At 52.8% G+C, this 26822-nt stretch carries 22 protein-coding genes; 5 read left to right on the top strand and 17 right to left on the bottom strand.

Features of this window, described 5'->3' with window-relative positions:
• Window positions 1-7: 7 nt before the first annotated feature.
• Window positions 8-1285: an ABC transporter permease gene (locus ARCH_RS03990; protein WP_013170015.1), complete on the bottom strand. Its 1278-nt coding sequence runs from the start codon at window positions 1283-1285 to the stop codon at window positions 8-10.
• Between the two features lie 290 nt (window positions 1286-1575).
• A protein-coding gene (locus ARCH_RS03985; RefSeq protein ID WP_389400668.1) for an IS3 family transposase occupies window positions 1576-2732 on the bottom strand; the annotation gives its coding sequence in 2 pieces (ribosomal slippage) (window positions 1576-2456 and window positions 2456-2732; 1158 coding nt in all).
• A gap of 164 nt (window positions 2733-2896) precedes the next feature.
• Between ARCH_RS03985 and ARCH_RS03975 the strand changes: the two genes are divergently transcribed.
• On the top strand, window positions 2897-4123 hold the full coding sequence (locus tag ARCH_RS03975) for an IS3 family transposase (RefSeq protein WP_013170012.1): 1227 nt from the start codon (window positions 2897-2899) through the stop codon (window positions 4121-4123).
• A gap of 468 nt (window positions 4124-4591) precedes the next feature.
• Here the strand turns inward: ARCH_RS03975 and ARCH_RS03970 are convergent, their stop codons facing one another.
• The 6 genes from ARCH_RS03970 to ARCH_RS03945 form a co-directional block, all read right to left on the bottom strand.
• Entirely contained in the window at window positions 4592-4906 is a 315-nt protein-coding gene (locus ARCH_RS03970) for a hypothetical protein (protein ID WP_138975123.1), read from the bottom strand.
• A gap of 30 nt (window positions 4907-4936) precedes the next feature.
• The gene (locus ARCH_RS03965; RefSeq protein WP_013170011.1) at window positions 4937-7783 is read right to left on the bottom strand and encodes an SNF2-related protein; all 2847 of its coding nucleotides are present in this window, start codon (window positions 7781-7783) and stop codon (window positions 4937-4939) included.
• 12 nt (window positions 7784-7795) lie between these two features.
• On the bottom strand, window positions 7796-10762 hold the full coding sequence (locus ARCH_RS03960; RefSeq protein ID WP_013170010.1) for a restriction endonuclease: 2967 nt from the start codon (window positions 10760-10762) through the stop codon (window positions 7796-7798).
• Window positions 10763-10777: 15 nt separating this feature from the next.
• Window positions 10778-12658: a site-specific DNA-methyltransferase gene (locus tag ARCH_RS03955; protein ID WP_013170009.1), complete on the bottom strand. Its 1881-nt coding sequence runs from the start codon at window positions 12656-12658 to the stop codon at window positions 10778-10780.
• Between the two features lie 37 nt (window positions 12659-12695).
• Window positions 12696-12836 (bottom strand): helix-turn-helix domain-containing protein, encoded by a 141-nt coding sequence (locus ARCH_RS10465; protein WP_081440759.1) that lies wholly within the window; start codon window positions 12834-12836, stop codon window positions 12696-12698.
• 779 nt (window positions 12837-13615) lie between these two features.
• Complete coding sequence (locus tag ARCH_RS03945) at window positions 13616-15376, bottom strand: APC family permease (RefSeq protein WP_041640355.1); 1761 nt, start codon at window positions 15374-15376, stop codon at window positions 13616-13618.
• 147 nt (window positions 15377-15523) lie between these two features.
• Here ARCH_RS03945 and ARCH_RS03940 point away from each other — a divergent pair, with 147 nt between their 5' ends.
• Window positions 15524-16177: a potassium channel family protein gene (locus ARCH_RS03940; RefSeq protein ID WP_013170006.1), complete on the top strand. Its 654-nt coding sequence runs from the start codon at window positions 15524-15526 to the stop codon at window positions 16175-16177.
• A complete protein-coding gene (locus ARCH_RS03935; RefSeq protein WP_013170005.1) occupies window positions 16174-16914 on the top strand; it encodes a potassium channel family protein in 741 nt (246 codons plus the stop codon). The genes ARCH_RS03940 and ARCH_RS03935 overlap by 4 nt, the downstream gene beginning before the upstream one ends.
• Here ARCH_RS03935 and ARCH_RS03930 read toward each other — a convergent pair.
• The 4 genes from ARCH_RS03930 to ARCH_RS03915 all read right to left on the bottom strand — a co-directional run bounded on the left by ARCH_RS03930 (window position 16826) and on the right by ARCH_RS03915 (window position 18743).
• Complete coding sequence (locus ARCH_RS03930) at window positions 16826-17515, bottom strand: DUF3159 domain-containing protein (RefSeq protein WP_111724906.1); 690 nt, start codon at window positions 17513-17515, stop codon at window positions 16826-16828. The two genes, ARCH_RS03935 and ARCH_RS03930, sit on opposite strands and share 89 nt — an antisense overlap.
• The gene (locus ARCH_RS03925) at window positions 17505-17756 is read right to left on the bottom strand and encodes a hypothetical protein (protein WP_013170003.1); all 252 of its coding nucleotides are present in this window, start codon (window positions 17754-17756) and stop codon (window positions 17505-17507) included. The genes ARCH_RS03930 and ARCH_RS03925 overlap by 11 nt, the downstream gene beginning before the upstream one ends.
• On the bottom strand, window positions 17757-18365 hold the full coding sequence (locus tag ARCH_RS03920; protein ID WP_013170002.1) for a DUF3710 domain-containing protein: 609 nt from the start codon (window positions 18363-18365) through the stop codon (window positions 17757-17759).
• A gap of 78 nt (window positions 18366-18443) precedes the next feature.
• On the bottom strand, window positions 18444-18743 hold the full coding sequence (locus ARCH_RS03915) for a DUF4193 domain-containing protein (RefSeq protein WP_013170001.1): 300 nt from the start codon (window positions 18741-18743) through the stop codon (window positions 18444-18446).
• A gap of 163 nt (window positions 18744-18906) precedes the next feature.
• Here ARCH_RS03915 and sepH point away from each other — a divergent pair, with 163 nt between their 5' ends.
• Window positions 18907-19965, top strand: coding sequence for a septation protein SepH (sepH, locus tag ARCH_RS03910; protein ID WP_013170000.1), 1059 nt, complete (start codon window positions 18907-18909; stop codon window positions 19963-19965).
• A gap of 1 nt (window position 19966) precedes the next feature.
• Here the strand turns inward: sepH and ARCH_RS03905 are convergent, their stop codons facing one another.
• Genes ARCH_RS03905 through ARCH_RS03895 form a run of 3 tightly spaced genes read right to left on the bottom strand, consistent with a single transcriptional unit; the run spans window position 19967 to window position 22292 of the window.
• Window positions 19967-20614, bottom strand: coding sequence for a thymidine kinase (locus tag ARCH_RS03905; RefSeq protein WP_013169999.1), 648 nt, complete (start codon window positions 20612-20614; stop codon window positions 19967-19969).
• Entirely contained in the window at window positions 20614-21732 is a 1119-nt protein-coding gene (locus ARCH_RS03900; protein ID WP_013169998.1) for an alkaline phosphatase family protein, read from the bottom strand. Before ARCH_RS03900 ends, ARCH_RS03905 begins: the two co-directional genes overlap by 1 nt.
• On the bottom strand, window positions 21729-22292 hold the full coding sequence (locus ARCH_RS03895) for a DUF5998 family protein (RefSeq protein WP_013169997.1): 564 nt from the start codon (window positions 22290-22292) through the stop codon (window positions 21729-21731). The genes ARCH_RS03900 and ARCH_RS03895 overlap by 4 nt, the downstream gene beginning before the upstream one ends.
• Before the next feature lie 102 nt (window positions 22293-22394).
• Between ARCH_RS03895 and ARCH_RS03890 the strand changes: the two genes are divergently transcribed.
• Window positions 22395-24809 carry a DNA gyrase/topoisomerase IV subunit A gene (locus ARCH_RS03890; RefSeq protein WP_013169996.1) on the top strand — a complete coding sequence of 805 codons (2415 nt, stop codon included), beginning with the start codon at window positions 22395-22397 and terminating at the stop codon, window positions 24807-24809.
• Here the strand turns inward: ARCH_RS03890 and ARCH_RS03885 are convergent.
• Both ARCH_RS03885 and ARCH_RS09330 read right to left on the bottom strand, forming a co-directional pair.
• Window positions 24799-25761 (bottom strand): GNAT family N-acetyltransferase, encoded by a 963-nt coding sequence (locus ARCH_RS03885; RefSeq protein ID WP_013169995.1) that lies wholly within the window; start codon window positions 25759-25761, stop codon window positions 24799-24801. The two genes, ARCH_RS03890 and ARCH_RS03885, sit on opposite strands and share 11 nt — an antisense overlap.
• Window positions 25761-26804 (bottom strand): GNAT family N-acetyltransferase, encoded by a 1044-nt coding sequence (locus ARCH_RS09330; protein ID WP_013169994.1) that lies wholly within the window; start codon window positions 26802-26804, stop codon window positions 25761-25763. Before ARCH_RS09330 ends, ARCH_RS03885 begins: the two co-directional genes overlap by 1 nt.
• Between the last annotated feature and the right edge of the window lie 18 nt (window positions 26805-26822).

Raw genomic sequence — 26822 nt, 5'->3', positions numbered from 1 at the left:
TTTTCTCCTAACTTATCTTTGATAATATTTCTTTAGGCTTCTTGATTAATATTAATGAAGAAGCAAATACAACTGATAAAACAATAATACTTATTAATATTAAATAACTTTGTCCAAGTGTTGGTATATTTAACATAAAACTAGTATTATTTGTTAAACTTCCACCGGAAATCATTGAGTCCTCTGAGCTAATGAATCCATCTACAATTACTTTTAGTAATACATTTCCTAAAAATAAGGAAAATATTATACTTGGTATCGATATGAATATTAACTCGAATATAAATTGCATTATAATCTGCATCTTAGATGTTCCAATAGATAAAAATATACCTATTTCATAAATTCTTTCTCTTAACCATAGAATCAAGATTAATGAAAGAACAATCATCCCACCTAACATAATGGAATAAGTCATTATTTTTATAATATGTTTTATTCCACTTACTGACTCTAAAGACTCTTCAAACGCATTAGAATCTTTTTCAACAGAATACTGTGACTCATCAATTTTAAGCTCTTTCAATTTACTTAAGGCTAAGTCTGCAGATTCTGCACTGCCAGAATACATTAAAATTTTATTTGCGATTTTATTATTTTCTGATTTATTTAATATCTCTTGGCTTGTTGAATAATCTACAAACACCATATTTTCACTAAAATCAGAAGACAATCCTGTATATGTTTCCTGTTTTTTACCAGAAAAGATCCCTATAATTTTAAACTTATGACTTTTTATTTCTCCACTTTTTTCACTATCTAGTAATTCAAGATTAACTTCATCACCTAATTTTAGATTGTTTTGTTTAACAAATTCTTCATGAACAATAATTGAATTCTTATCATTTTCTCCTATATTTTTACCTTCTTTAAGTGTAAATGCTCCACTACTAAATAAAATATTTCTTTTAGTATTATTTGTAGCTTCGAGTGAAACAACATTCTTAAATTCGTCAGATAAATCGTCTCTATTTACTCTTTGTTCTCCGCTAACTACTTTAGCGTCTTTTAGTTTTGCTAATCCATCATATTGAATTATTTTTTCTTCAATTTCTTTTAATTTTTCAATATCTTTAAATTGATTAACATTAAAATATTTACCATCTTTTTTTGTTATTGATATTGAAGAATTAGAACTCTCATATAAAGCCTTTTCTATTTCATTGCTTGATTTCATTATTGTTAAACAAGAATACAAGCAAGAAAGAACTATAGTTAATACGATAAAAATTATTAAAGTTCTATTTCTCTTTCTTGTAATATATGCTATAGCATTTTTTATCACTTTTCTAACTACTCCTCTCTGTTTCCTTACTTCATAACTAATTGCATGCACTGGACAAGCATTTTTACAGTTTTATCATTTCCTTTTGGTATGTTTTCTCTCCTAACGCTTTGTGGCTTATACCAATTAAGTTTACATTGTGCTAATGAAACTATCTTTTCACTTGAAAGCTTCTTTAGATTTTCAATCGCATAAAGTTTATCTTGTGTTTCTTAAAAAATGCATAAAGTTTACCTTGTATTTCTTGAAAGCCATCTCGAACCTATGATGTTTGTGGAGCGGGCTGAAATCTAGGACCGGGCGGCTTGAGGGCCTCCCTGGGTTAGGTGCCATTGTTTGGCGTACTGCGCTGGCGGGACAAAGCCCAAGCTTGAGTGCGGATGACACGTATTGTAGCGCTTTGACCACAACCTGAGGCAGTGGCTGGCGTGGGCCGGGTCGTCGAACATCTCGTCTTCGAGTAGCTCATCGCGGAGGCGGTTGTGAAACGACTCCACGAATCCGTTGTGCCATGGCCTTCCTGGTGGTATGAACGCCTCAACAGTGCCCTCCTTGGCTGCCCACTTGTTCAGCTCGTGGCTGATGAACTCAGGGCCGTTATCCATGCGCAACACTCGCGGACGGCCACCTCTGGAGGCAGCAAGATTGCTCAACAGTTCAATGACTGACACGGCGGTAATAGACCGCCCGACCTCGAATCCCACGTGCTCACGTGTGAACTCATCGATGACGTTGCAGATCTTAAACGTCTTACCGTGGTAGTCAGTGTCGAACTGGAAGTCCAATGCCCACACATCACCGGGACACGCAGCTGGCTCAACCCGAGGGGTGGATAGGGGCAGACACCGCCGCTTGGGAGCCTTGCGTGGAAACACCCGCAGACCCTCCTGGCGCCATATGCGGCGCACGACATCGCGGCCGCAGTCAAACCCGGCCTCACGAGCCTTAACCCACGCGCGGCGGTAGCCCCAGCGACGATGGGATGCAGCGAAGGTCACCAACCAGCTACGCAACGAGGCGTGCTTGTCGGTGGCAGAAGGCCCGGTTGTGTGGCGTCGGGCGTTGTAGTACGCCCCGCGGGAAACCCCGACAACGCGGCATGCCAAGCGCACTGAGTACCCCAACGATAGGGCATGGTCAATCGCTTCGTACTTGCGTGCCAGGGTCAGAATTTTCCCTCTGCTAACTCCCTAAGCAGCGACTTTTCGAGTTCAGCCTCCCCAAGCAACCGCTTGAGCTTCTCGTTTTCTTCCTGCAGCTCCTTGAACCGCCGTGCTTCACTGCGAGTCATGTCGCCGTACTGTCTCTGCCACCGGTGATACGTTGCCTCACTGATGCCAAGCTCACGGCAAACCTCTGCCACGGTGCTGCCAGATTCCTTCAAGGACCTGGCCTTGTCGAGCTTCACCACGATTTGTTCGGGTGTGTGCTTCGAGAACTTCTTCATGCTCTCCAATCTTCCTGCCCCAACCGGGGCTGTCACGGAAGACACTCTCAAACCAGATGGTCTAGTTTTTTCAGCCCGGGCCATTTGTTTGATATGTTTCCTCTCTTTCTGAAGTGTCCCAGGTTTTCTTCCGTTTGAGTGGATGGGAAAATCTGGAGAGCCGCATGAAATTTGATCAGGAAGCGAAGGATCGGGTTGTCCGGTTGGTGGAGGATCGGATCCTTGCTGAGGGGCTCTCGATTCAGCAAGCTTGTCAGGTAGTCGCGCCCAAGCTTGGGGTTTCGTGGCACACTGCCCGGCAATGGTTACAGCAAGCACGCAAAACCGGTCAGGTCACAAGGGCTGAGGAAGACCTGGTTGCTGAGAATGCTCGGCTACGCCGGGAGAATCAAGAACTGCGTGACACGAACGAGTTGTTGAAGGCCGCGTCGGCTTTTTTCGCGTCAGAACCAGGCCCCCAACGTCCGTATTTGATCGCGTTTATTGACGAGTATCGTGATCGTTTCTCGGTTGAGTTCATCTGTAAGACGTTAAATGAGCAACGTCAGGGAGGCTTCATCACTTCCCGCGGCTATCGTAACGCTAAGTATGGTACGCCGAGCGCTAGGAGCATCCGGGACCGTGAGCTGGTTGCCAAGGTTCTCCAGATACATGGGGAGAACTATGGTGTCTACGGTGTGCGGAAAATGTGGCACGCGCTCTGCCGTTGCGGCCTCGCGGTTGGCCGCGAGCAGACCGCGAGGCTCATGCGTCTGGCAGGAGTATCCGGGAAAGGCAAGGGACGTTCCCCGATCACGACACGCAAAGCCCGGAGGGAAGATACCAGGCCAGATTTGGTTCATCGCGAGTTTCACGCCGCGGGTCCGAACCGGCTGTGGGTCGCGGACATTACTTATGTTCGAACCGCTCAAGGGTTCGTTTACTCGGCGTTTGTGACGGACGTGTTCTCTCGTAAGATTGTGGGCTGGGCACTATCAGATTCGATGCGGACCGAAGCGTTACCGTTGCAGGCGTTGAATCAGGCGATCACGAGCGCGAAGGAAACGGCCGGGGTGATTCATCACTCAGACCACGGATCGCAGTATGTGTCGATTGCGTATAACGATCGGCTCACCGCTGCGGGTATCACTCCATCAACCGGGACGGTTGGGGATTCCTACGACAACGCACTAGCCGAGAACGTCAACGGCTCATATAAGAACGAGCTGATCAATAACCATCGATGGAAAGACGTTCTTGAGGTCGAGATCGCTACCTTCGAATGGGTGACCTGGTGGAACCAGACCCGGCTCCACCAAGCCCTTGACTACCGCACCCCGGTCGAGGTTGAGAACGACTACTGGCGCATCGCGAGCACATCAGAGAAAATGAAAACCAGGGCAAACGCCTAGGAAGTAAACCCGGGGCACTTCATTCTTTTATTTCAATCTGTTCTTTAACTACAGTCCGTCCCTCCACCGCTTACTTTTTACGGCTTCTAAGTAAAATTATCGCTGGCTGTACACGGTAACATGACTGCTGTTTCATTCCTGATTAAGAAAAGTTATATAATCCTCTTGAACAAAGGGGAATTATATAACTTTTCAACGCTTTCATTGCCCACAATAGCTCAACGTTCAGGAACTTTCCGCGTCCCAATATTCCTATCTATTATTTTCTACCCTTAGGTTTCCCTTTAAGCCTGTATGCTTGGTGGCGCCTGTAACATCACAAGGTATTTCATCTCCACCAATTTGCTTTACCTCACATACCCCATTTTCATGGTTGTAGCCTTTTCGACTACATCGAATTTAGACTTTTTCTTTCGGTATTTTGTCAGTATTTCTGCATTCTCACCATAGGTAGTTAAGAACCCCGGCCTAATAGTACCTTGTAGCCTTGCTTCCTCTGTTTTGAGATACCTTGTTCCACACCTGATCCTGAATAACAAGCATACCTATTTTCTTTAACTGACTTCCAAGCGCCTTAATATCAAAACAAAGTAGCTTTTTATTTAAGTCCAATATCGTATAGGTCTTGAAGTATTGGCATATTGTCATAAGCCGGGCATCGTGAACCGCGGTGGGTACGGCCAGGAGTGGAGCGCCAAAAGGCATGGCAAGCGTCAAATAGTGTCTCTCTACGCATTCCTCGTCTCCGAGAATCGAGGTGTTGAGTCCCGACTGTATATGCACGTGTCATAGCTATGTGAGACACAGGCATGTTCACTTGACTTCCCAGTTGATGTTGAAGAGTACCTGGTGGGACTGCTTTGCTTGGAGAGCATCTTGTGCGTTGTCGAGTAGTTGATCGGACTCGTCACGGAGACGGTTCCGCTCACTGCGGTATTTATCCTCAGCATCGTCAGCCTTGCGTCGCCACTGACGCGCCTCCTGCTTCAGCTCTTGGGTAGCGTTCGAGGCTTTGCGGGCTTCCTTGTTTGCGGTGGCTTCCTTGGCTTGGTACTCGCGAATCTTCGCGTCGTACTTCGCCTTGAGGTCGAGCCGTGTCGCGTCGAGGAGTGCTTCTTGTTCGAGGAAGAAGCGCGCGTTGCGCTCTTCAACGTCACCTCTGAGTTCCTCCAGCTGCTGAGCGATGACCACGTCGAAACCTCTGGTCTCGACGTGGTCAGCAGTGCTGCCGGTGCAGTGCAGGTCGAGAAGGTCACGGATTTGCTCATGGTCCATGGGGGTGCCGTCGTTAAAGAACCCAGCGGTCAGCAGGTAGGACTCGCGCAGCTGCTGGCTTCCTGCCTTCATCGTGAAGCTGACTTCTTCAACACGTAACCGGCCTCGCTTGTTGCGTAAGCGTTTTGCAATGATGGTTGCACGCGGTGAGCTACTGATCGTGAAAGAAAGTCGTGCTGGTGGGGTTGCACGGCTTTTCGCGTGGCGGATGACCCAGGCACATAAGTCGCTGGTGTACCGGTATTGGTACGCGCCCTTCCGGGGTTCTGATTTGAAGTAGTAGTCGCCAACTGGGATGCCCACGTGTGGTGGTTCGTGGAGTGTGAACTGGGTACCCGAACCGTTGAAGACCGCCAGGTCTTCGAGCTCGTGACGGGTGACCCGGATCAGGAGGCGTTCAAAGACGTTGAGAACGATGCCGGTCTGTGCGTCGTAGGACTTGAGTTTGTCGCGTACTTTCGGGTCGAGGTTATCGAAGACTTTCGCTCGTGTCTTCTTCATCTCACGATCGATTTGTTTCGAGTACCGTTCCTCGAGTTCGGTGAACGCTGCATCGATCTCGGCAGCAGTCTTGCAATTATCGAGGATGCGCCCGATGTTCTTCTCAAAGTCCAGACCGTCTTCGATCTGCCCCAGCACCTCATCGGATGCGCCAAACACGGACGTGAAGAGCTGGAACTTTTCGGTCAGTAGTTCGAGGATGCGTTCTTCGGCAAGGTTGCCCTTGTTGGAAAAGTTGACCACGATAACGTTGTGTTTTTGCCCGAACCGGTGCACGCGGCCAATACGCTGCTCGATACGCTGCGGGTTCCACGGCAGGTCGTAGTTGACGAGCATGGAGCAAAACTGCAGGTTGATACCTTCAGCGGCAGCCTCGGTGGCGATCATCAATCGGCCACGGTCACGGAACTCATCAACGAGAGCTTTACGCCGGTCAGCAGCAGCGATACCAGTGATAAGATCCCCGCCGTGATTGTCCGTTAGCCACTTGTCGTAGATCCGTTTAGCTTCCGGGCTGTCGTTACTGCCGTTAAACAGAATCAGCCCTTCACCCCACCCAGCCTCGGTCAGTGACCGGGCGAGGTAGTCCTGGGTGACGGTCGAGTCAGTGAAGATGATCGCTTTTTCAGGTGCACCAATCTCCCGGAGCTTCTCAAAGCCTTGCTCAAGCGCGTCAACAAGCCTGACGGCTTTCTGATTGACCGTGATCGATCGCGCCAGGCCGGCAAAGCCACGCAGCTCGTTCACCTCATCGAGCATCTCGGCACGCTGACCGGAGTCGATCTGCTCAACGCTCGTGTCGATGCTAGCTTCGCTAGCTTCCCGCACCTCACTGGTCAGGTCGGGGTCATCGACAAGACCGCCCGCGTCATTACGTCGACGTCCAGCCTTCACTTCTGACTCGAGACGATCCGCGATCCTCTCCAGCGTCGTAGCCACCGCGAAAGACGAAGAGCCGAGCCGTTTACGCATAATCAGTGCCGACAAGTGCCGTTGGGACTTAGCGAACGCCCACAAAAACGAGCGCTGCAAATACTCATTAATCTTGTCATACAGCTGGACCTCTTCAGGGCTAGGCGTGAAGGCGACCGTTAGAGGCATCCGCTGGGTGAACCGAATGTACTTATCCGCGTCCTTACGCAGCGTGCGCTTAGCTATCTGTGCGACGCGCGCAGCTAAATCATCGTTACCAACCCCGTTGGGATTGTCAAGGTAGCGTTCCCTGAATGCGTCCAGAGAATGAAAATAGTCTGGGGCGAACACGCTGACCAGGCCGTAGAGCTCCTCGAGCCGGTTCTGCAACGGCGTAGCCGTGAGCATCACGGTTTTGGTTGCTGCGTGGCAAATACGGGCAACATTGCCCGCGATCTTCGCCTGCCCCGTCCAATAAGAGCGCAACCGGTGTGCCTCATCGCACACCACCAGATCCCAGGGGCAGATCATTTTCGTAGTCTGCGAGTTTGCGAACTCGTACGAACAGACCAAGATCTCATCACGGCCACCCGGGGCAATAAGCGTGTCGATGTTTGACCGATCGAGCAACGTGGCGGGAAGAGCGAACTTCTCGCTCAGTTCTTGCTTCCACTGCTGACGTAGCGAGGACGGGGCGATGATGAGGATGCGGCGTTGGCGTTGTGCCCAGTATTGGCTGATGACGATCCCGGCTTCGATCGTCTTACCCAAGCCGACCTCGTCAGCCAGGATCACCCCGTTCGTGAACGGGGTCTGCAGGGCGAACAAGGCTGCATCGATCTGGTGGGGTTTGGGCTCGACCTGGGCATCAAACAGCAGACCTGCTAACCGCCCAACATGATCGGACGCATACGAGCGGTCCAGTTCGTGAGCATAGAACTTGGCTTGGTAGTCACTTAAACGCCGCAACACGCATTCGTCTCCTTAGATTGTCCAGCGTTCCGGAGAACTCACCGCATAGTTCACCCCGATAGCTTCGAAGTGCTTGATCGCTGCCGTGATCTTCGCATTCTCAGATGGGCGACGCTTCTTTGGGTCCTGGCTCGACTTCGTCTCACGAACCAAATAAAGCCGATCGACCCCATCTTCGATCTTGATGATCGCCCAGTCCGGGTTATAGTCACCAACAGGTGTTGGGATACGGAACTTGTCGGGCAGTTTCATGAACAACTTAATGTCCTCACGCCCATCCACATACTGCGCGAACTGGCGTTCTACGGCTGAATCAAGCACAAGGTAGTCAAAGTCGGTCTTGTCCTTGTTGGTCACCTTGTACATCTGGTCGATGAACCGGTCCTTCTCTTCAAGTCCATCGGCCTGGAGCTCACGCAACTCATAGATGCTCCCACCGATCGGCTCATACTGGATCCCTTCAATGAGGGTGTGAGCAAGCTCGGTCTCGATGCGCTCGGTGACCATCTTGATGAAATCATTCGGGTTGGTCAGGAATTCACCGATACGCCCCGAACCCAGCAGAATGTCGATGATCGTTTTACGGGTCAGCGATGTGGATTCCTGGAGCTGCAAGATAATGTCCGGCAACGGGTACGAATCCGTGAGCACCGCCGAACGAGACCCCAGTTCACAACCTTTCGGCCCACCCCGGGTAATCTCAAGCCCCGTACGAGTCACCTGGATACGGATCGGATCGATTGGTGGGGCTTGCTTGATGCTGGCCACACACCGCTCGACCAGATCGGCACGGTCCAAACTCACCCGGTAGGTCGTGCGCGCCGTGATCTTCTCCCAGAACTGTTCAAACTCTGGGGTGGCATAGACCTGCTTGTTCAAAGTCCGGGTCACACGCTTACGCTTAGGCTTGACCAGGGATTCGATCTTGCATCCGTCAACGATGCGAATCACCTCATCTTCATAACCCTCGAACTCTTCAGGCAGTCCGACAGTGAAACCGAGCTGATCGGGAACCCACGTGCCCATGACTTCACCTGCCGCGTTGATGTAACCGCGCTCATGCAAGGACTCCCAGATTTCAGCGGAGCGGCGCGTGCCAAGGCGGGATTCCTTACCGTCCTCAACGATCGGCAGCTCAGCAAACTCAGTCCTACGCACGTAACCAACGGCAACACCGGCACGCTTGTACTCGTCCTGCAACGCAGCAGCGAACGCCGTGTACGACTCATTGGCAACCACCGTCAACTGTGCGATTCCTGAGTCCTTGACGCGCTCACCATCCTGATCAACTGGCAAGCGCAAACCGCGCCCGATCGTCTGACGGCGCTCCGTTTCTGAGGTCATGTCACGCAGCGTGCAAATCTGGAACACGTTCGGGTTATCCCACCCCTCACGAAGCGCTGAATGGGAGAAGATGAACCGAACCGGCTCACCCATGCTCAGCAGGCGGGCCTTATCCTTCATAATCAACTCATAAGCATCATCATCAGCCTTCGTCTTGCCCGATGAATCCTTGAACGTCATCTGAGCAGCCTTGCCCTTGCCCCGCTTCATCTGAGCAAAATAGCCCGACCTTGCCTCAACCGGATCGGCAGGTAAGAACGCATGGGAGGCTTCGTTCTTGGCTCGTTCTTCTTCATAGATCGCGTCGAAAGCCTGCGCGAACTCACCGTCCGCGTCAAGGTTATTGATACCCTCACCCAGATAAGAGGCGACCTTGTCAATGAAGAACAACGACAACACTTTAATGCCGCGCTCGTGAACCTGGATTTCCTTGCGGATGTGCTCACGGATGGTCTCGCGGATCATCTCGCGGAATACCGCATCCTGGTTACCGCCAATCTCTTCCCCTACGCGCAGATACCCGAAGTTACTCAGCTCAATCTGCTCAGGCAACACGCTGATCTCGTTGATCCGCCAATTCCCCTCATACGCCAGGTTACCGCCAGAGAGCCGCTCCAGGTCCGCCCCTTGAGTCGCGGTCACTTTACGTTTCGCGTACGAGCCGTCCTTCTTACGACACATCAACTCAAGGACCGCTTTGAAGGTCGGGTCACGTTTAACCTCGAGCAGCTTCACATACGGTTTAGCCGCACTCCCAAGCTCAAGAGCATCCGAGACGACAATCTTTTTCACCAGCTCCAGCCGATGCGCATCGAGTGGATCGAGCCGGTACACGACGTTGCGGGTCATACGGTGAGTTGCCGAATACCGCAACGTACACAACGGGTTCAGATCAGCCACAGCAGACTGCGCAAGCAAAGACTCCATGTTCTGCGGCTCATCCATCATCACAATCGGACGAGTCGCCTGCACATAATCCAACGGACGCAAACCAGACAACTTATCGCGCTGCTGGTGAATAATACGAGTATTCTTATCACCACGGATCGAATCAATCGTCATCACCATGAACTGCAAAGACGTACCCGTCGCAAAATCACGCACATCCTCAGCCCGGTCACCCGAATACACGGTATAGTCCATGTTAATCTGCGGATACAAGTGACGGAAGTGCTCCCGCATCAACTGAATACTGGTCCTCACACCCTCACGAATCGCCACCGACGGCACCAAAATAATAAACTTAGTGAACTTATACTTCGCCGCCAACTCGAACGCCGTGCGCAAATAAACATACGTCTTACCCGTACCAGTCTCCATCTCAATATCGAACTGCAACCCATCAACCAGACCATCGTTGATCTCCAGACCATTCCGATCCTGAATCCGACGAAGATTCTCAAGGATCGTACCCTCGTCCAGAACAAGATTGTTGCCATACGCACCAATCTCTAAGAAAACGTCGAAGGCTTCCTGACCACCGACATCTGGTAAATCGCGCGTCTGCTGGGGCGGAAGATACTGCAGGCTGGTCAGAAGCTGTTCCGCGTCAGCTGGTTGCCCATCGAACAGGTCAGTGACGGCCTCGATCGCACTGGTTTGGTACGGCTGGCGCGGGTCAAACTGGAATTTCATGGAACTCGAACCCTCCTACGCCGTCCACAGATCAACATTATGGCTGCGGCACTCCTGCACCAGATTCGTCTTCAACTCATCATTGCCCTGGAACGCATCCTCCAAAACCACCAGACGCTCCGGCTCCTCACCGACAAGAGCGCGCAGCTGATCCAACGTAGGCTGGTTGTGTTCATCCAAATAAGCCAACACCAGGCCATCAGCCACACTAAACACGCTTAAGCCCACGACCTCAACAGTTTCGATTTTCTCCGTCAACGAAAACCCAAGCTTCAACAACACCTCAATCAACAGCGCCTCGGGTCGGGCATGATCGTCAGCCGAGTCAGCCAACTCAGCAAACAAACCAACCAGCTCATCCTCAGACAGACCAGAATCCGCCCTCCACTTGGTAAAGTTCGTATCCACCAACTTATAAGCACGGAAACCCACATCCAACGAATCCGCACGCCCGTCCAACTTGGCAGACTCCTCCTCCAGAATCTTCGCCCCAGCACGGCGGATGCGCTCACGCGAAATATCCGCAATCGTCGTAATACCAAGGACGGAATTCAGAGCGTTGCCTGCAAGTGGTTCAGGAAGCTGGACTGAGATACACCGGCGGTTCCCTCCGTCCTCGATGTTCTGAGCCATAACAGCGTGCGCGGTAGTACCTGACCCAGCAAAGAAGTCAAGGACAACATCTTCCGTTTCACTTGAAGTGCATACTTGTAGCAGTCGACGCAAAAGTCGAGTTGGTTTTGGTGTGTCGAAGACAGCCGTGGTGTCAAAGAGTGCACGAATCTCCTTACGTGCCTCATCATTATGGCCAGCAAACTCGTGTGACCACCAAGTCGTTGGAACAGTACCTTGCTGAACTTCAGAGAGATAACGTTTGAGCTGAGGTGCGCCTAGCCCATCAGAGCCCCAATAAATTCGATTCTCTTCAAGCAACTGAGCCATCGATTCACTGTTAACGCTCCACGAACGGCCAGCAGGCGGGTTATGAAGCTCACCAGTAGTCGGATTCTGAATTGGATAATCATTAGCCGCACTGTATGTGCGAACGGACAAGTCACCAGTACGGTAGGCGCCCCGTCCATCGCCATCGTCATACCGATACGGTTTGTTATTCTCCTCAGTTCGCGGAAATAAACCACGCTTGAATTTATCGGAGCGCTGATAAACGAGGATAAAGTCATGCATGTCGGAGAAGCGTTTCGCATCGTTCGCGGGCGAGTACTTTTTCTGCCAGCAGATACACGCATAAAAGTTACTTGCACCGAAAATCTCGTCGAGCATCATTCGCAGACGAGGTAACTCATCATCATCAATGCTGACTGCGATTGCCCCATCTTCAGCCAGAAGACTCCTCGCTAGTTTGAGGCGTGGATACATCATGTTGAGCCAGTTGGAGTGAAAACGGCCAGCTGACTCAGAATTAGTGGAGAGTCTCCCCCCCCCGTCGGCCTGTCCTGTAATTTCAAGATAGTTACCTATAGAGTCTGTGAAATTATCGGCGTAAACGAAGTCGTTACCGGTGTTATATGGCGGATCGATGTAGATCATCTTGATCTGCCCGTAGTAGTGCTTCTGCAGGACTTTGAGGACTTCGAGGTTGTCACCCTCAATGAACACGTTTTGGGTGGCGTCCCAATCTACAGAGTTCTCTTTGTCGGGCATCAGTGTTGCCGTCGTCGGTGTTTGCGCTGCTCGGATGGCTTGTGCCTTGCCGGGCCAGGTCAGACCGAACCTCTCACGGGCGTCATCAACATCGACCCCGAGGATGATTTTGAGCTTATCGATGTCAACTTTCCCGTCGGCCACGACTTCTGGGAACAGTTGAGCGAGCTTGTTCGCCACCTCTGTCGTGAAATCGGGTGTTGTGCTTGGGACTTGATTGATCGTGTCTGACATTGATTGCTCCGTTACTTAGAAGATTAACTGGGTGTGACTATGCGCGCTCATGGTTTTCGCCACTTGGGTCGCTCGGCGATGTTGCTAGAGCGATTTGTTCTAGGTTGCAGTCGAGTGCTTGACAGATACGGGCGAGAACGTCGGTGGTGATGTTGTCTCCGTTGTTGAGTCTAGCCATGGTGGTGTGAAGTGGTCTGGGTTTTCTTCCTAGGCTTTTGCCTTGTTTTCCATTATTACTGATGCCTTGTGTTGTTGCCAGTACTGGCTCTCGATTTCTTCTGGTGCTTGATAGTTGAGCTTCTCGTGGAACCGGCCAGGTAACCCATTCAAAAGTCGCGATCTCAACTTCGAACACATTATTCCAACGCTGATTATGTATCAGCTCGTTGTTATACGAACCGTTCGTTTCCTGCTAGCGCGTTATCGTAACAATCCCCAACACTGCCTGTAGATTCAGTAATTCCGGCAGCTGCGACATCACGTTATACTACATCCACACGAGTACCAGAAGTCTTTGCTTTACCAGTGTCACCGGCAATTTCTACCCTTGCCACACACCAGCCACACAGCACAATCCTTAAAACCTTGATCAAACACTCTTGCCATAACCCAGATCCTCCCACCCTCCCAAACAGAACAAAACCTGGACCACTTCATCAACATCGATCCGGTATAGGACTTCCGTGACTGTGAGCGAGATCGTAACGATGTACTCCACGTAAAAAGCTCAGCACTCTACCAAAGCATCCATAGTCGCAATACGATCGGATAAACATCATGGCTTGTCTAGTAGAAGCTTTCAAAAGCCACGGCTTTCCTCCGTGAACAGCACATTCTGCTAAATCACGCTACGAAAGTTTCGTGAACGATATTCCATACAGCTGAACATGCCTGGCTGTACAACGGGCTTACAGCCGCTTGTGCATTTCCTTGAAGTGAAGGAGACAACGAACCAGATCAGCCACCGCGCCGATAGTTCTCTTCATAGCTATCATCTACATTCCAACCGCTCACATCGATACGGTACGGAACCTCCGTCACCATCACACCGGGTTCAAGTTTAAGTTCGCTCAGGATCTTCGGCGTTGAATGCCGGACATAGAAACGATCCCACCACCCGGTAGAAATCACGCGTGGAACAAACACCTCAATCACATCATCTGGGTGGAACTTCCGCAAAGCGCGCACATGTTCAATAAACGGCCCACGCACCGCGCCACGAGGGGTACCCAAAATCGTGAGGGAAACAGGAATCCGTGCCGCACTCCACTGAGTTCGAACACGGCGAGTGACCGCCGGGTCCATATCCAACAACACAGCAGACAACGACGATAAGCGCATCGCCCGCGCCCACGCCACAGCCTTCAGCGCGGGCTGATCGCATCCTTCAATCAGAACCAACCCGTGAACGCGAGTGGGAAGGCGACGTGCCGAAATGTCGTCGTCCGCCTCCAACGCATCCGAAACTTTCGTCTGCCCGCGGCGATAGCCCCACAAAAACGCGCCTGGAACAATCAACAGAACCACGGACGCAATGCTCCATTCGGGGTGAACCCAGGAAATGAGGGCCAAAACGGCGATGTCGAAGAAGCCGTAAAGCAAAAATACCCACTGCAAAATGTATGCCTGAGAACGTTCTTCGGCGTTCGTGGAATCGTTCAAAATCGACCGGGAACGATACACCATCGCAACCGAGGTCACAAGCATCATCACGCACGTAATAAACACACACACGCTCCCAAGCGAACGCGTGGAATCCAAAAACGCGGTAGCCGTAGTTGCCAACAAGGCAATCACCAAAACGATCATCTTGCGCGGGCGAATCGCATCACGTGCCGCCAACCGGCGAGGCAACAACGTGTCCACCGCCAAATCGCGAATCAAACGCGGAAGCTGACGATACGAGGCATACGCGGTAGCCAACCCAACAAACCCAAGCATCACAGCCATCACAACAGTACCCGGATAACCGAACAACGCCGTAGCAATCGGAATTGCCGGAACAGACAACCGGCGCCCAGGCAAAAACAGTACCACCGCAAAATACAACGTGAGTGCAATCAAGAAAAACGCTGGAACAAACACACGCAACTGGGTACGCGCCCCAACACGCCGATCATCGGGCGCAACCATCACACGTTCAGACATCAACACGGCCAAACCAGCCGGGAACAGCGCACCCAACGCACTATCAATACGCGGGAAATAACGGCTAATCAACGGCGCCGATTCAAACGCTTCCTTACGCGCCTCGTTTATCACTGAATAATCAATATGACCAAACGCCTCACGCGATAGCCCCGCAGCCAGCACGATAACAAGGCCACCAATACCAATAAACGTGAGCCAACGAGTCCACGTAATCGGTGCCTGAAGCCGTGCAAATAAACTCGGAATCGCCAACAACGCAATCACCACCGGCGGCAACCACACAGACCACTCGTTCTGGCCCACGATCGCAACCACGCCAATCGTCAACAGATCAACGCCCAGCATAATCAAAATCGCAAACGCCAAAATCTTCGCAGCCGCCAGCAAAACACCAGCCCAACCACCAATATACGTGTGAGCAATCTGATGGAACGAACGGCGCGGCACCGCCCTAGCCAACAAATTCAACACATACAACGTAATTCCAAAACCGCCCAAACCCAGCGAAAACGCTAAAGAAATCTCAGAACCCGTGATCGCCAGCGATGCAGACCGTAGAATAAGCATAGGTGTTGACAGGACCACCAAGCCGATCAACGTGATCGAGGCGGTCCGGGCAATGGCTAAAGGACTTTCGTCAGTTTTTTTCATCACAGCAATAGGTTACGCGTAATCGACTAAAGAGGTAGCGAACTCATCGTGCATTTCGTCATTATGGGGTGCGGCCGGGTTGGATCAACCCTGGCCGTCAGTTTAGAAAAACGGGGTCATTCCGTGGCCATCATCGATTCCAACGCGGATTCGTTCCGGCGGTTGCCGCCCGATTTTAATGGGCAGCAAGTGACCGGGCTCGGGTTCGATCGGGATTCTCTGCGGCAGGCGGGGATTGAGGATGCTCATGGTTTTGCGGCCACGTCGTCTGGAGATAATTCTAATATCATTGCCGCGCGCGTAGTGCGTGATACGTTCGGCGTGAAAAACGTTGTGGCCCGTATCTACGATCCCGAACGCGCCGGCGTATTCAACCGGCTGGGCATCGATACGGTCACGCCTGTGACGTGGAGCGCCGATCAAATGATGCGGGAACTAATTGCCCACGGCCCGCACGTGGAATACGCCGATTCACAATACGGCGTTACGCTGATTTGGGTGGATATCGATGAATCCTGGTACGGCATGGAAGTGGCTGATATTCAGCGGATCACCGATTCTCGCGTAGCTTATATTGGACGCAACGGCGATGCCCTATTCCCACAACCCCACACCGTATTGCAAGACGGCGATGACCTCTGGCTACTCGTGGCCCAGCAACGCGCCCACGCCGTACAGCGCATCATGAACCATCACGTGCAGGAGGAACACCGATGAAAGTTCTTATTGGAGGGGCCGGCTCGGTTGGGCGTTCGATCGCGCGCGAACTTGCGGCACGTGGCCACGACATTTTTATCGTGGATCGTTCACCGCAGGCTATGCGCGTAGCGTCTGTGCCTGCCGCCGATTGGATTCTGGGCGATGCGTGCGAACTCGATACGTTGGACCACGTCGGCATGGACACCACTGACATCGTGGTAGCCGCCACCGGCGACGACAAGGCAAACCTGGTGTTGTCACTTCTTGCCAAAACCGAATTCGGCATCCCTCGCGTAATCGCCCGCGTGAACAATCCTGCCAACGAATGGCTATTTGACGAATCGTGGGGCGTAGACGTTGCCGTATCCACTCCGCGTATCATGACCAACCTAATTGAAGATGCCGTTGGCGATGGCACCTTCGCTCGCAAGCTCGATTTCATCGAAACACAGGCATCCATGTTCCAGGGGCAGGTTGCAAAGGGCGCACCTATCGTGGGCACGCTACTTGGCGATCTAGTTTTACCGCCAGATTTTCTGGTGGCGTCCGTTCTTCGCGACGGCACCGCCTTGGTTGCCGACGCCGATCTGACGATCGACGCCGGCGATCAGCTCGTTGTTATCGGCAACTTGAACAATGACGTGGCCCCGGCCGATCTGAACGCACTTATTGCTGCGGCTCCAGCGCCTGCTCAAGTTGCGCAGACTCCTCAGAATCCTTCTCCTGCTCAACCTGTGGAAGGTTCCGAATCATAAGCCAGGATAGCCAAGCTACCAGGGCAAACAGCGGAACACCCATCACGAGTTTCGCGATTCCTAGCGTGTTTGTAGCTCCCGCAAAGTACAGCGGGAGCTGCACCATCGCACGGAGCGCGAACAGGCCGAACCATAGCCACGTGACCGAATAGTATCGGCGGAACGTAGTGCGGTTTTTACGCCATGCGGTACCCTCGCCACGGACTGCCCCAATGAGCACGCCCAGCAACGGCCATCGCACCGCGAGCGACACCAGCAAGGCCGCCAGGTAGGCCACATTAACGAGCAACCCCCACACGAAGAAATCAGAGGCTTGGCCGCTACGCCAAGCCATAAAGGCAGAGATCAAGACAGCCGCCACGCCTCCGATAGCTGGCGATGGATCTACTCGGGATAAGAGCCGTCCAACGATAGCGATCGCTGCTGCCCCCAGGGAAATTCCTGCAGCCAACGTGATGTTTTGGGTAACCGTAAAGATCACGAGGAACACGATGGTGGGAACGATCGATTCGATAATTCCGCGCACGCCACCAACGGCTTGCATGGCATCGAAGTTAGTTGCGGTTATGGCTGAGATGGATGATTGGCGTTTAGTCATCATCACCTTTCACGATTGTGTAGAAGGGGTTGTAGATACACGGGACACCGCGGCGATTGACCACGGCTCCCTTGACTCGAATTGTTTGCCCGATATCAACACACACAAGCGTTCGGCGTGATTGGAATACGAGTTGGAGCGCGGTTCCTTCCACGTCCATAGTCACGATAACTTCCGGGCGAAGTCCTTCACCCGGGTAGGTGACTGCAGTGACGTTTCCGGTAACGCTTAACAGACGCGGCACTTATACCTCGCGTGGCTTGTCTACGTGTGGCACGTTGAGTTCGAGTAGTTCGCGTGGTGGGTGCGGAGTGTTTCCACGAACGACGACGACCTTGCGCACGATCTCGAGCAGATCGTTCGCTGCGGCATCGTCCGATCCTGCCCGGCCGTATAGGGTGACGCGAAGGAGCCAGCGTGGGCCGTCAATTCCAAGGAAGCGATGTGGCATGAGGTGATTCGATTGTGGTACTGGAACTTGCGCACGCAGTTCTGGGCCGAATACGCCGGCAACTTCGGTAGATGAGCCGCCTTGAGCAGCGATGGACGTAATCATGTCTCGGCGGACATCATCCCATAGCCCTGTAGAACGTGGCGCTGCGAAAACCTGGAGTTGGAGAGCAGCATCACCCTTGAGGTAGACGATTCCATACACGGTTTGTTGCGAATGATCCACAGAGAATTGGATCGTGGCATCGGGGACGATCGGGATCCACAACGCTCCGGCATCAAGCAGATCGCCTTGCTCTGGATGATCGCTGTGATCGAATGGTCCTACCACTGGTGACTGGTGTTCTTCAAACTCATGAGTTTCGTTAGTCTTAGTCACTGTCTTGCGAGAGAACCAACCCATTTTGCACTCCTTGAACGCGTTACATACTTATAAAGAAAAAACTCGCCGATCTTTTCGGCGAGTTCATTCTAGCAGGGCTCAGGAATCACATTCGGAACAGACCGGAAGTCCATCTTCTTCGTAAGCTAATTGTGATCTGTGGTGAACCAGGAAACACATCGAACAGGTGAACTCATCATCCTGTGGCGGAACCACAGCAACGGAGAGTTCAACGTTCGAAAGATCAGCACCAGGAAGCTCAAAACCCTCTGCTGCTTCAGTTTCATCCTCATCTACGGAGTTGGACTGGTGATCTGAACGGCGAGCACCTAGCTGCTCAAGGGAATCTTCCTTGAGTTCCTCGTCTTGCTTCCGAGGAGCGTCGTAATCAGTTGCCATGAATCGTTGTCCTAACGTGAAATAACGCGTGTTGTCCCCCATGTTGTACCACGTTCAGAAACGTTTGACAAGAGGAAATCTCCGGCATTTTATAAACACACCAATACTGTTCCGCCACGAAACTGTGAAACAATGGCAATGTAGAGGTGTACAAGGAGGACATATGATCGAGCTTGAACTGTTGGGTCTGCATCCAGACGGCAACCAACTGTCCCTAAATGATGCGCAGGGAAACCGCTACCTGCTTCCGATCACGGATTCGTTGCGTGCGGCGTTACGCAAAGATACGCAGCAGGTGGAAACTCCTGCCGAAGAACTCAAGCCGATGTCTCCTCGTGAAATTCAGGCACATATTCGTTCCGGTATGAGTGTTGCAGACGTCTGCGAATTGTCGTCATTACCTGCATCACAGGTTTCCGCATTCGCGCATCCGATCTTCGCTGAACGTGAGTACACCACCAACCGGGCACAGAATTTCCGGCTCAACCGTGAAACTGGAAGCATGACGTTGGAAGAGCTTGTAATCTCACGCCTGGTTCCTCGTGGAATTACAGCAACGGATATCACGTGGGATTCCACACGTAATCCGGGCGACCCGTGGGTTCTTACCGCCTGCTATACAGAAAAGGGTGAAGAACACCGCGCTACGTGGGTGATTAACCTTCGTGGTCAATCTGTTGAAGCAACAAATGATGAAGCAACATGGCTAACCGAAACCCATATTCCTACCCCTACATCTCCGTGGCGTCCGCTCGAAACTTCTTCTAAGCCTGCGCTCGTTCCAGCGGCTGATGCGGTTAATGAGGAATATGAACCGCAACCTGCAATGCCAAAGATTACGGCGTTAGATGCTCAGCCGGCATCGGCTGGTACGCCGTCGATCGATGATGTTCTGGCATCTCTCGATTTCCAACGCGGCAAGGTACGCCAAATGCCAGGCGAGGCTTTCTTCGATGGCGCGCATCCGGCCGCCTCCGATACGTATTCGGTTCGTGACGCAACGGTGGTAGATATTTCCACACGTAAGGCATCGACGCCTGATAAGGCTCGCTCTGCCGAATCGGCACCAACCAGTTCCACGGCACCTACTGCAGATTCTGCCGATAGCCCTGCTCATTCATTGGGGAAGAAGGCGCTCAACCGTAAAGATTCGAAGCGCCGCCGAAACCGCCCGTCGATGCCATCCTGGGATGAAATCGTGTTCGGCACGCCTAAGGAGTAATTCAGTGTGATCCGAGCGTCAGCGGAGTCGGAGAGATTTCGCTGGCGTGTTCCGATGCGGCAGTCATGCCGTGCATGTGATGGTAGCGGCAGAGCACTTCGTATCCCACTACGTCTCCGCGTTTGGTATCGCCTACCATCACCTGTTCTCCTTCAGTCACCATCATTCCGTTGATGGTACGAGCGTTGTGTGTTGCTCGTTTTCCACACCAGCACAGGGCTTCTACTTGGAGCCGTTCCACACGATCTGCAAGTTCGAGCATGCGTGCCGAACCCGGGAAAAGCCGTGTAAGGAAGTCAGTAGTGATGCCAAAACCCCACACGCTGATGTGGATTTCGTCCACGATTCGCGCGAGTTGATCCACCTGTTCACGGCTATAGAACTGCACTTCGTCACAGATAATAAAGTCCACGCGTTCGCCGTTTTGGCGCGCTTTTCCAACGGCTTCCCAGAAGTTCGTTTCGGGGGTCACTTCGATGGCGTCAGTTTCCAGCCCAAGCCGGGAGGAGAGTTTTCCGTGCCCGGCACGATCTTTCATCGCGAAGATGATGCCTCCTAAACCACGTTGTTCGTAGTTGTAGGCGGTCTGCAAAGCAAGCGTTGATTTGCCACAATCCATCGTGCCTGAGAAGAACACGAGCTCAGCCATCAGATAACCTCCGTGATTAATGGGATGTCCATTTCGGTGCGGGTAAGCGAACCATGAACCCCGATGAGTCCAATCGCAGTACTCGACTGTACCCGGGAATCAACAAAAACGTGCGCATCACGCGCGAAGACCATCACATCGCCCATCGTTTGCCGCGTAAAATCGCTCACCGGCCCCAACACACCTGCGGCGATCACGGAGTCACGCGTTCCGATCCATGCCAGATCCCCCACAGCATCCTGCCAGCGCTTCGCAACAGCGTCTGGTTTCGTTGTGTAGAGATGGACGGCGCGAGGTTCTCCAGCAACGACGTCGATTCCCTCACGTAACGCTGGAATATCGGCAATATCGATGCGGTTCGTCACGTCTATCATGCCGTGATCGGCCGTGATAATAAGAAGTGTTCCTTTGGGAAGTGAACGGCGAAGAAGGCCGATTCCGGCATCGAGTTTTTCTAATTCGCCAATCCATGAATCGGAGCACCAGCCAGATTTATGGCCGGCAGCATCGAGATCTCCCCAATACAGATACGCCACTGTGGCATCGCGTTTGAGGGCGCGTGCGGCCAGCTCTACACGATCGTCGAGGCTTTCCCCGTACAGCCCACGAGCACCACGCAAAGCCGCTACAGAGAGCCCTGACTGGGCAAACTTCTGAGGCTGAATGACCACTGCCCGCTCAGGTTCTGCCAATCCTTCAAACAAGGTGGGATAGGTTTGCCATTCGCATACGTTCACAGCCGGATCTGGCCATTTGATCAACGAAAACGTGCGGCTTGTTCCTGGAATGCGAAGCGAATACCCGGTCATAGATGTGGCACCGGGCCGAGCCCCCGTGCCAAAGGCAGTGATCCCGGCGGCGGTTGTGGATGGCACAACCGTAGAAATTGACTGTTCAATTCCCATCTTCCGCATATTCGGCGCATGCCCGCGCCGTTGCGCAAGATTGTGAAACCCAAGTCCATCAACCATCACCACGCACGCGCGCGGCACCTGCGGAAAACCGAGTAGTTCCCGAGATCGTGCATCATCCCCCATTCCAACAGAATTCAACACGCCGGGCAGCACCCGATCGAGCCGAGCATCGCCAGGAACACACGCTCCGTCAAACAAGGTCATCGCCGGTTCCCGAGCATGTATACGAGTGAATCAATAAATTCGACCCCTGGAGCAAAATATCCCCCATCGTGCTGAGCGTCAAGGAAAATTTGGAAATCTTCATTCGTCACGATCCCCACATATCCATGATCGTTGGTGCATGCAGGATCGTCACATGCTCCGGGCTGTAAATCTTGGGAGAACGCCGATCCCCACCGTAACCGCAACAGGACCGAGTTGAGTTCGCCTGCGCGCAGCCCTTCAAGCTGCCGGCGCCGCACAACATGATGTTCTTTCACGGATTCCAAACCGACCGATTGCATGGTGGTCACGAATTCGCCCTTCGGATCCATCTCGTAGTTCGTATCGGTGTACACGAGGATCAACCGGTGTTCCGTGGCAATGAAGGCAACCACGCGATCGTACACAGAATCGGCATCGAACATGGTTTCGGGGCGAACGTAAAATGCGCGAACGTCGTCATCCCCCACGGCATCGAAAACATCGTTGATAACAAACGAACTTTGTGGAAGTAACGAAGAAAGTGCGGCGGTTAGCTCAGGCGTACGGTCAGTGTTCATCGCTTCTATTGTCCCACTCTCGAAACGTCTTGGCGAACTAGGTTGTGTTTCTCACCTGTGCTCTACCCACCAAACTGGGGTTTTTCACGGAATAATAGAGGAATGGCACAAACGCACACTGAACATATTATGGATATTGACGTCTCCGAGGAAATGCGCAATTCTTTCCTCGAATATTCGTATTCTGTTATCTATTCTCGCGCCTTGCCTGACGCGCGTGACGGCCTGAAGCCTGTTCAGCGCCGTATTTTGTTCCAGATGGATAGCATGGGGTTGAAGCCGGATCGCGGGCATGTGAAATCGTCGCGTGTGGTGGGTGACGTCATGGGCCGCCTCCATCCGCACGGTGACGCCGCGATTTACGATGCAATGGTGCGTTTGGCGCAAGATTTTTCGCTACGGTTGCCGTTCGTGGATGGTCACGGTAATTTCGGTTCTCCCGACGACGGTCCGGCAGCTCCTCGTTACACCGAAGTCCGTATGGCGCCAGCCGCGTTAGCGATGACTGCTTCGCTTGGCGAAGACGTGGTGGACATGGTGCCAAACTATGACAACACGTACCAGGAACCGGAAGTGTTGCCGGCGGCGATTCCTAGCTTGTTGGTGAATGGTTCGTCTGGTATCGCGGTGGGTATGGCTACAAACATGGCACCACATAATCTGAATGAAGTGATTGCTGGTGCTCGTTTCTTGCTGGAAAATCCGGATGCGTGCCTGGAAGAATTGATGCGCTACATTCCGGGGCCGGATTTGCCAGATGGCGGCAAGATTGTGGGCATTGATGGTATTCGCCAGGCGTATAAGACGGGGCGTGGCATTTTCCGTACCCGCGCAACGGCACATATCGAAAACGTGAGCCCGCGCAAGAAGGGCATTATTTTCACCGAACTCCCCTACTTAACTGGTCCGGAAAAAATTATTGAGAAGATCAAAGATGGTGTTTCGTCTAAGAAACTCCAGGGCATTTCGGGTGTGCAGAATCTGACCGATCGGCATCATGGCACACGGCTCGTGGTCGAAGTCAAAAACGCATTCAACCCAGAAGCCGTACTCGCTGCGCTCTATCAGCACACTCCGCTGGAAGAATCGTTCGGTATCAATAACGTGGCGTTGGTGGAAGGCCAGCCGCGCACGATGGGCCTGAAGGAAATTCTGCAGGTGTTCTTAGATCACCGCCGCTCCGTCACGAAGCGCCGGTGCGAATTCCGCTTACGCAAGGCGCAAGATCGTCTTCACCTGGTGGAAGGTTTGCTGATCGCGATTGTGGATATTGACGACGTGATCGCCATTATCCGTTCCTCGGAAGATTCGGCAACTGCGGCAAATCGCCTTATCTCTGTGTTTGATCTTTCGCAGCCCCAAGCCGATTACATTCTGGAGCTGCGCTTGCGCCGCCTCACCAAATTCTCTCAAATTGAACTTGAAACGGAACGCAATTCGCTCCAAGAAACGATCGATGAGCTCCTAGCTATCCTGGGATCAGAAGACCGTATGCGTCAACTGATCTCCACCGAGCTTGCGGACGTTGCCCGCCAATACGGCACGCCACGCCGCACAGTATTGCTTGAAGCGGACGCGGTACAAAAGTCTAAAGCCAACGCGCCGAAACTGAAAATCACTGACGATCCGTGCCGAGTTCTCCTTTCTGCCACGGGCAAGATTGCTCGTATCGTTGGTGGCGAACCGCCACGCCGTGAAGGGCCACGCGCCCAGCACGATGCTTTGGCTTCTGTTGTTTCTACAACGAATTTGAGCGATATCGGCGTTGTCACCACCGCCGGAAACATTCACCGGTTGAACGTTCTTGATATTCCGGCCATGCCAGATACCGAAAGCGCACCGAGCCTAGCTGCCGGCGCTCAACTCACCGATCTTCTGTTGATGGAACCAAACGAAGAACCCTTGGCCATCATCAGTCTTGAAGAAAGCGATACCGTGCTGACTCTTGCCACTGCTCAAGGCAAGATCAAGCGTGTGGCACTTGACCCGCCGAACAAGAGTCAGTTCGATGCAATCACGTTGTTGGACGGCGATCGAGTAATTGGCGCAGGAGTTTCCGGCGATACGGACGTGATCGTGCTCGTGACCTCCGATGCCCAACTCTTGCGTTTCGATGCCAATGCCGTACGCCCACAAGGCCGATCCGGCCAAGGAATTGCCGGTATTCGAGTGGCAGATGGAGCCCAAGTTATTGCGCTTGGTATCGTGCCGAACGATGATTTGGCCGGGCATGGCGTAGTCACAATCGCTAGCTCGTCCGATGCCCTGCCAGGCACCACAGCCGGCAGCGCTAAGGTGACGCCACTTGATCGCTATCCGGCCAAGGGCCGTGGCACAGGCGGCGTGCGCGCTCAACGCTACTTGCGCGATGAAGATACTCTTACCCAGGCATGGGTTGGGCAACTCCCACCGCGCGCCGTTGGCAAGAACGGCAAGCCAGTGACGCTTCCAGATATAGACGAACGCCGTGACGGTTCCGGCACGGCGCTCGCTGAGATCGTCAACGCTATTGGTTAAGTTGAAGTGACATGACGTGGGTTCGTCCGATTTCGGCGAACCCCGTCTCATCAAAAACATCCATGAATGCCGAACCATCTGGATCGGCGATTGCCACATCTGCCACCACAGAATCGTAGCCGGCTTCTTGGAACCGCTGTAGCACAGCAGTCACCATGGCAGAACCAACACCAGAATTACGCCATTGTGGAATAACCACAACTTCATCGATATACGCTTCAGACGCTTCCATCCCATCCACGATACTCACAAACACAGATGCCAAAAGATAGCCCACAATGCGCGGCCGATCACCGAAACGATCAACGGCCACAAAGCACCATTCGCGATCCACATCTTCCAACACGGCCGCCCACGATTCCGCCGTCTGAATATCAAACAACGCAGATTCGCTCACAACCACGTTGTGGATACCTCGAATATCGTCGATTACACCATCACCCATCGGTTCGATCGCAATATAGTCAGAGAGAGCCGGAGCGGAGAGCCGCGTCGTCGTCTTTCCCCTAATCTGAACAAACGATGCCAAGCGCGAAAAACCGAAACCTTCCGCCAACGCAACCAGATTCTTGTGATCCGCTTCAACATACAGCAACGCACGCGCAGCCCTAGCCCCTGCCAGTGCGTGCGCAACCTCAACCTGGCGCTCCAACAAATCCGTGCCCACGCCCTGCGCACGCCACTGCGGATGAACGCTCCCAGACAACGTGATGGTGGTTTCCCATTGCGTGTTCGATATGATGCGCGCCAAACCAAATGCCACCAACGTATCCCCTGCCCACGCGCCCTGGGCCTTCCACGGACACTCCGTGCCAAAATACGATGCCACCTCGGAAAACGGGGTCCGAATCGGAGCATCATCAAACGCCTCAGTAGCCGCAATAAAATCAGCCACAAGGGACACATCATCGCTGGTCAGATCAGACCATTCCCACGCCTTCGAATGCTTCATCAGATATCAATCGAATACACGATCTCACGAAGCTCCGGAGCAAACCCGTGATCCACCAACGATTCTGGAACCTTACCCTGACGGCTCACAACCGGCGCCGCCACAGTAGAAATCTGGGCGTCATAAGCTGGGCCCAGCACACTCAACATCAAATCAGTGCCGATGCCCTGCCGGCGCAACGCCCGCTCAATCCCGTAATAGTAAATCCGCAACGCAGAAATCTCCGGAATCTGCTCCGCCAACGTATAGCCAACAAGTTGCTGATCCTTAATCAACAAGAATGAAAAGTCATGATCCGCCCGCGATAACTTCGCCTGCCAGGCTGCCGACGATAACGGTTGATAGCGCTCCAACGCCAAAATCAACCGATTATGCAAGCGCCGCAACTCCATATCCACATCCGCCGTGTACGGCTGAATCGTAAACCCTTGCGCAGCCAACCGTTCGCGTGCCTGCTTTGACACCTCATGGTGTTCGCATGACGTCCGGGTGGTCACGTCAGTGATGTAGCTGATAGGCGTGAAGCCGCCTGCTGCGAGCAGCCGGCGGCGGCTCCCGTTCCGTTCGGGAACAAGTGCGCGAATCGAGACTGGTAAGTCCGATGGATGCATGGCCAGCAGCTGGCGGGCGCGATCATCTTGCCATTCCAGCAGGGCGCGCCCGATCCCACGGCCCACCCAATCAGGGCGCACCACGGCAGTGACCTCTGCCTGAAGTTCGGAAAGCGGCTTATCATTGACGCGCACGCAGGCCATCGCTTGGAGTTTCCCCTGCCCATCCCAACCGCTCAAAATATCTGAGCAGTGTGGCTGTGCTGTGAGTTCGTCATACCAGTACGTGATCGTACGCTCGATGGCGGGCACAAATCCGAGCGGTGAATCTGCCGTAGACGCCATGAGATCGATGAATGCTGGCAGATCTTCGCGGGTGAGAGCACGCCATGTAAGGCCCAAGTGAGAACCGGGTAGGCGGACGTGAGCCGGGGCGTCTAGCCGTTCTGCGAAGGAACGGCTACGCAACTGGGACGACGTAGGATCAGGCATGGTGGACGGTTTCACTCC

This window comes from Arcanobacterium haemolyticum DSM 20595 (assembly GCF_000092365.1).
GTDB classification, from domain to species: domain Bacteria; phylum Actinomycetota; class Actinomycetes; order Actinomycetales; family Actinomycetaceae; genus Arcanobacterium; species Arcanobacterium haemolyticum.
Note: the sequence above shows the minus strand (reverse complement) of the source record. Positions and strands in the feature narration are given on the sequence as shown.

What these genes read in the sequence shown, in the direction of transcription:
- ARCH_RS09330 (WP_013169994.1), bottom strand. Translation starts at nt 26,804, where the DNA reads ATGCCTGATCCTACGTCGTCCCAGTTGCGTAGCCGTTCCTTCGCAGAA.
- ARCH_RS03885 (WP_013169995.1), bottom strand. Translation starts at nt 25,761, where the DNA reads ATGAAGCATTCGAAGGCGTGGGAATGGTCTGATCTGACCAGCGATGAT.
- ARCH_RS03945 (WP_041640355.1), bottom strand. Translation starts at nt 15,376, where the DNA reads ATGCTTATTCTACGGTCTGCATCGCTGGCGATCACGGGTTCTGAGATT.
- ARCH_RS03930 (WP_111724906.1), bottom strand. Translation starts at nt 17,515, where the DNA reads ATGATGACTAAACGCCAATCATCCATCTCAGCCATAACCGCAACTAAC.
- ARCH_RS03975 (WP_013170012.1), top strand. Translation starts at nt 2,897, where the DNA reads ATGAAATTTGATCAGGAAGCGAAGGATCGGGTTGTCCGGTTGGTGGAG.
- sepH (WP_013170000.1), top strand. Translation starts at nt 18,907, where the DNA reads ATGATCGAGCTTGAACTGTTGGGTCTGCATCCAGACGGCAACCAACTG.
- ARCH_RS03955 (WP_013170009.1), bottom strand. Translation starts at nt 12,658, where the DNA reads ATGTCAGACACGATCAATCAAGTCCCAAGCACAACACCCGATTTCACG.
- ARCH_RS03900 (WP_013169998.1), bottom strand. Translation starts at nt 21,732, where the DNA reads ATGACCTTGTTTGACGGAGCGTGTGTTCCTGGCGATGCTCGGCTCGAT.
- ARCH_RS03905 (WP_013169999.1), bottom strand. Translation starts at nt 20,614, where the DNA reads ATGGCTGAGCTCGTGTTCTTCTCAGGCACGATGGATTGTGGCAAATCA.
- ARCH_RS03960 (WP_013170010.1), bottom strand. Translation starts at nt 10,762, where the DNA reads ATGAAATTCCAGTTTGACCCGCGCCAGCCGTACCAAACCAGTGCGATC.
- ARCH_RS03915 (WP_013170001.1), bottom strand. Translation starts at nt 18,743, where the DNA reads ATGGCAACTGATTACGACGCTCCTCGGAAGCAAGACGAGGAACTCAAG.
- ARCH_RS03895 (WP_013169997.1), bottom strand. Translation starts at nt 22,292, where the DNA reads ATGAACACTGACCGTACGCCTGAGCTAACCGCCGCACTTTCTTCGTTA.
- ARCH_RS03890 (WP_013169996.1), top strand. Translation starts at nt 22,395, where the DNA reads ATGGCACAAACGCACACTGAACATATTATGGATATTGACGTCTCCGAG.
- ARCH_RS10465 (WP_081440759.1), bottom strand. Translation starts at nt 12,836, where the DNA reads ATGGCTAGACTCAACAACGGAGACAACATCACCACCGACGTTCTCGCC.
- ARCH_RS03935 (WP_013170005.1), top strand. Translation starts at nt 16,174, where the DNA reads ATGAAAGTTCTTATTGGAGGGGCCGGCTCGGTTGGGCGTTCGATCGCG.
- ARCH_RS03940 (WP_013170006.1), top strand. Translation starts at nt 15,524, where the DNA reads ATGGGGTGCGGCCGGGTTGGATCAACCCTGGCCGTCAGTTTAGAAAAA.
- ARCH_RS03920 (WP_013170002.1), bottom strand. Translation starts at nt 18,365, where the DNA reads ATGGGTTGGTTCTCTCGCAAGACAGTGACTAAGACTAACGAAACTCAT.